4 protein-coding genes are annotated in these 4,857 nt (G+C 74.6%); 2 read left to right on the top strand and 2 right to left on the bottom strand.

Annotation, left to right across the window (positions count from 1 at the left end; all coding sequences use genetic code 11):
- Both K6I33_RS31930 and K6I33_RS31925 read right to left on the bottom strand, forming a co-directional pair.
- Positions 1–1,422, bottom strand: a 1,422-nt coding sequence (locus K6I33_RS31930; RefSeq protein WP_308297353.1) for a GTPase-associated protein 1-related protein, incomplete at its 3' end; no start/stop codon positions are given.
- Between the two features lie 236 nt (positions 1,423–1,658).
- Positions 1,659–2,126, bottom strand: coding sequence for a MarR family winged helix-turn-helix transcriptional regulator (locus K6I33_RS31925; protein ID WP_229358039.1), 468 nt, complete (start codon positions 2,124–2,126; stop codon positions 1,659–1,661).
- 156 nt (positions 2,127–2,282) lie between these two features.
- Between K6I33_RS31925 and K6I33_RS31920 the strand changes: the two genes are divergently transcribed.
- Together K6I33_RS31920 and K6I33_RS31915 are read left to right on the top strand one after the other, a co-directional pair.
- On the top strand, positions 2,283–3,215 hold the full coding sequence (locus K6I33_RS31920; protein WP_229358038.1) for a zinc-binding dehydrogenase: 933 nt from the start codon (positions 2,283–2,285) through the stop codon (positions 3,213–3,215).
- Positions 3,216–3,565: 350 nt separating this feature from the next.
- Positions 3,566–4,857: exo-alpha-sialidase (locus tag K6I33_RS31915; protein ID WP_374286355.1), on the top strand; the 1,292-nt coding region annotated here is incomplete at its 3' end.

The following is a 4,857-nucleotide window of genomic DNA, read 5'->3' as shown; positions in this document are numbered from 1 at the left end:
GGGGTCGTCGGTGGCGGCGTTGTGGTCGAGGGCGTCGAGCACGGCGGTGCGCAGCCGGGGGTGGGTGTCGAGGGCGGCCCGTACGACCTTGCGGTCCGGGGAGGCGTCGTCGAGCAGGGCGGCGGTCAGCCGGGCGGTGAGCACGGGCATGACGGCCTCGTGCTCGACGCGCAGGGCCTCGGCGAGGCGCAGGAGCGTGAGGAAGCGGACGAGCGGGGTGTCGGGCGAGTCGGCCGCCCGTACCAACTCGGACCGCAGGTCGCGTCTGAGGGGGGCCGCCGCGGCCCGGCAGGAGGGCGCGGCGAACTCCTCGGTGAGGGAGGCGAGGACCGTCCACTCCTCGGGGGAGCGGTCGGTGCCCCCGGCGGCGAGGGTGGCGAGCAGCCGGGCCCGCAGGGCGGTGTCGAGGCTGTCGCCGGGCGCGTGACCACGGGCCCAGCGGGCGGCTGCCGTACGGCCGTTCGAGTCGAGGGGGATGCCCTCGCGGGCCGCGAGGGCGGCGAGCCGGTCGGACTCGTCGCCGGGGCCCCGCCCGCCGCCGAGGCCCAGCGGGACGCCCGTACGGCGTGTGGCCTCGGCGAACAGCGCGGGCTGGCCCGCCAGCCAGATCCGGGCCGCGACGGACGCCCACAGGTCCCGTTCCGCCCGGGCGGGGCTGGAGGGGCCGCCGGTGCAGTCGTGGACGCGGTAGCGGTGCTGGGCGGAGGCGGAGACGTGGTCGAAGTCGGCGTCGGGGAAGGCGCCGACGATCTGCTGCCGGGCGAGCATGGGGGACCGGGTGTACGTGGTGAAGGTGAGCCGGTCGGCGAGGTCGCGCGGCAGGACGGCGCTGGCGACGGCGACCCAGTACGCCGTGGCGGCGCTGTCCCGCTCGACGACGAGGAGCTGCTGGGCGTCGGGGGTGCGGAAGAGGGTCCGGACGTCGGCGAGGAAGGGCTCCAGGCGCTCCGCGCGGGAGCGGACGAACTCGAGCAGCCCTTGTTTGTCGATGCGCCGGGCGGGGACGAACCCGGCCAGCGGCTCGGGGGCGCCGTCCTCGGGGGTGCGGTCGGACCAGGAGGGGGACTCCCATGCCTCGATCGGCAGCAGGCCGCCGGGCAGCCGGGCGCCCTCGGGCAGGCGGACGGCGTGGGCGTGGAAGTTGCCGTGCCGGCCGCCGCGCCCGGGACCGGTGCGGACGGTGCGGCACAGCAGCCGGCTGCCGTCGGAGAGACGGTTGTGGCTGAACGCCACGGGGAAGTCGGCGAGTTCCTCGGTGGAGGGGCAGTCGGGGGCGTCGTGGGGCGGTTCGTAGCCGATGAGCTGCTCCGCCTCCCCCAGCAGGGTGATGGGCAGTTCGGGGCTGGCGGCGGTGAAGCGGAAACCGGAGCCGTCGGGGGCCGTGGCGGCGGTGGAGGTGTAGTGCAGCTGCTGGAGATTCACCTGACACCTCGTCTCGCCTCGGCCCACTTGTATATGTTCTCCAGCCCTGTGTAACGGGTGGCCGGCCCCGACGGGCCGCCGCCACGCCTCTGGCTTCCCACCGTCGCCCCACTTGCGGGTGACATCCCACCAGATCCGGGGCGTCGGCGCCCGTGCTTTGGCGGGAAGTTCAGCCGCCGTCTCGGCCGCCGTCTCGGCCGCCGTCCCGGTCTCCGTCCCAACGGCCGTCTCGCGTCTCAGCCGCCGTCCCGGTCGCCGTCCGGCGCGGTGTCCGCCACGACGCGGGAGAGGAGGGCCAGGAAGAGCTCGCGCTCGGCGGGGGTGAGCGCGGCGAGGAGGGCCTCGTTCGCCTCGTCGCCCAGCCTGGTGAGGCGGGCGAGGCGGCGGCGGCCGGCGGGGGTGAGCTCGATGGCGTTCTTCCGGCGGTCGGCGGGGTCGGGGGTCCGGGTGACCAGCTCCTGGGCCTGGAGGTCGTTGAGGATGCCGACCATGTCCTTGGGGTCGAAGCCGGTGGTGCGGCCGAGCTCGGCCTGGGCGACAGGGCCGAGGTCGGCGACGGCGGAGAGCACGGCGTGGTGCGGCATGCGCATGCCGTCCTGGGCGAGCGCCTCGGTCACGAGGCGGCGGCCGCGCGCGGAGGCGCGGTTGAGCAGCCAGCTGGGAAGGGCCTGGATGCGGGTGAGGGCAGGCTCGTCGTCTGCCATGTCTGTCTTGTATGCCATGTCTGTCTTGCCTGCCTCGTCTGCCATGGAACGAGCCTAACCGAAACCATTGGACTTCCCAATGAAGTCGTGTAGCGTAGGGACTACCAACGTTGGGGGTCCCAATGAATCCCCCGGCCGAACTGTGCGGAGGTGCGTATGCGACGCGTCCGGTATGCCGAGACCGGTGGCCCCGAGGTCCTGCGGGTCGAGGAGGCGGCCGTGCCCGTCCCCGGGCCCGGCGAGGTGCTGGTGCGCACCGAGGCGATCGGCGTCACGCTGCCCGTCGTCCGCAAGGTCCGCGAGGGCGGGCTGCCGTTGCCGACGGGCCCGGGCGGCGAGGTGGCCGGGGAGATCGTGGCCGTCGGGGCGGAGGTGACCGGCTTCGCCGTCGGCGACCGGGTGGCGGGGTTGTGCTTCACCGACGCCTTCGCCGATTTCGCCGTCGTCCACGCGGCGATGCTCTCGCCCGTTCCCGAGGGCGCGAGCGCGGTCGACGCCGTCGCGCTGGTGCGGTGCGGGCTGGTCGCCCTGGGGGCGTACGAGGCGGCGCGGCCGGCGGCCGGGGAGTCGGTGCTGGTGACGGCGGCGGCCGGGGGTTCCGGACATCTGGCGGTGCAGCTCGCCAAGGCGCGCGGGGCCGGCCGGGTGGTCGCGGCGGTGAGCTCGGCCGACAAGGCGGAGTTCGCCCGGTCGCTGGGCGCGGACGAGGTGGTGACGTACGGGGACGAGTCCTGGGGCGACCCGGTGGACATCGTGCTGGACGCGGTCGGGGGCGAGCTGCTCTCCCCCGCCGTCGCCGCCCTCGCCCCGGGCGGCCGGCTGGTGGCCTACGGCTCGGGCGGCGGGACGATCGAGGCGTACGACCTGCTGGTGGGCGCGAAGTCGGCCATCGGCTTCCAGATGGCCCTCATAGCCCGCGAGCGGCCGGAGCTGATGGAGCGATGGCGACGGGAGCTGTGGGAGCTGTTCGCGGCGGGGCGGATCCGGCCCCGGGTGGACTCCGTGCTGCCTCTGGAGGACGTGGCGAAGGCCTTCGGGATCATCGAGTCGCGTGCCAATCGCGGCAAGGTGATTCTGCGACCCGTGTGAGCGTATATGGCGTCTGGTCCTTGTGAGAGGAAGGCCCGCCCCGTACGTTGACCCACCGGACACGTGGGGCCTCGACGGCCTTGACGCGAAAGGGACGGGCCATGGCGGCGCATCCTTCCTCCCCCGGCGACCGACCCCCGGTGACCGGCCCGGCCCCTTCCTCCGGCAGCCCTGACGGAGGAACCGCCGGGAGACCCGACGGACGTCCAGCCGGCAGACCGGACGGACGTACGGCCGGGCATCGGCGCCGCGCCCCTTTCCGCTTCGGTGTCCCCTTCCGCTGCCGCGTCCCCTTCCGCTTCAGTGTCCCCTTCCGCTTCCGCGTCCCTTTCCGCTCCCGGGCCGCCGCCGTGTTCGTCCTCTCCGGCTCGTTGCTCGCTCTCGCCCTGCGGCCGGGGGCGGCCGGGGCGACGGAGGATCCGGTGGGCCCGGGGCGGGACGGGTTCGACGAGCGGGTCCTCTTCCGGGCCGACCAGGACCCCGGCTACGCCTGCTACCGCATCCCGGCCATCGTCACCACCGCCCATGGCACCCTCCTCGCCTTCGCCGAAGGGAGAAAGGACAACTGCGGTGACGCCACCGACATCGATCTCGTGCTCAAACGGTCCACCGACGGGGGCCGCACCTGGGGGCCGCTCCAGATCGTCGACCCGGGCCTGGGCGACACCCATGGCAACCCCGCGCCGGTCGTGGACCGCCGCACCGGCCGGATCGTCCTGGCCACCACCTACAACGAGGGCCGTGAGGACGCCGGGAACTGCGATGTGCCCTGCGACCGCACCCCCCACCTCCAGTACAGCGACGACGACGGCGCGAGCTGGTCGTGGCCGCGCGACCTCACCGAGGAGATCCGGCCCCCCGGCTGGAACTCCTGGTACGCCACCGGCCCCGGGCACGGCGTCCAGCTCGGTCACGGCCCCCACGAAGGGCGGCTGGTCATCGGCCTCAACGCGGAGAGCCATGACGGCACCCGTACCTCCGCCAACCACGCCGCGCTCGCCCTCAGCGACGACGGCGGGGCCCACTGGCGGCTGGGCGCGGTCGATACCTACCCCGTCGCGGCCGACCGGACGTACCGTCAGAAGCCCTCCGAGCTGACGCTGGCCGAGCGGAGCGACGGCACGGTCTACGCGGGCGGGCGCGAGCAGGACGGTACGGAGCTGGGCAACCGGGACGACGCCGTGAGCGGGGACGGCGGGGAGAGCTTCGACGCGCCGTTCCGGCCCCTGCCCGACCTCTACTCCCCCATGGTGCAGGGGGCGGTGATCCCGCTGCGGCCCGGGCGCTGGCTGTTCTCGGCACCGGCCGACCCCGACCGCCGCCGCACGATGACCATCCGTTCCTCCTACGACGAGGGGCGCACATGGGAGAGCGCCGAGCGGGGGCGGCGGGTCACCGCCGACTGGTCCGGCTACTCCGACATGGCGGTCATCGGGCCGGACACGACCGGGCTGCTCTACGAGGCGGGCAAGGCCGACGCGCGGCAGGAGATCCGTTTCGCGCGGTTCACCGAGGAGTGGCTCGGCCCCCGGCGCGGCCCGGACCCGACGACACCGGACCGGGCGCCCGGCGGCACGGTGGCGTACGTCCTCGGGGGTGCCCGGCCGGTGGGGGGCCGGGCACCCCCGAGGACGTACGCCAC

Source organism: Streptomyces sp. UNOB3_S3 (genome assembly GCF_020740895.1).
Taxonomy (GTDB): domain Bacteria; phylum Actinomycetota; class Actinomycetes; order Streptomycetales; family Streptomycetaceae; genus Streptomyces.
This window is presented reverse-complemented; position numbering and strand designations above follow the sequence as displayed.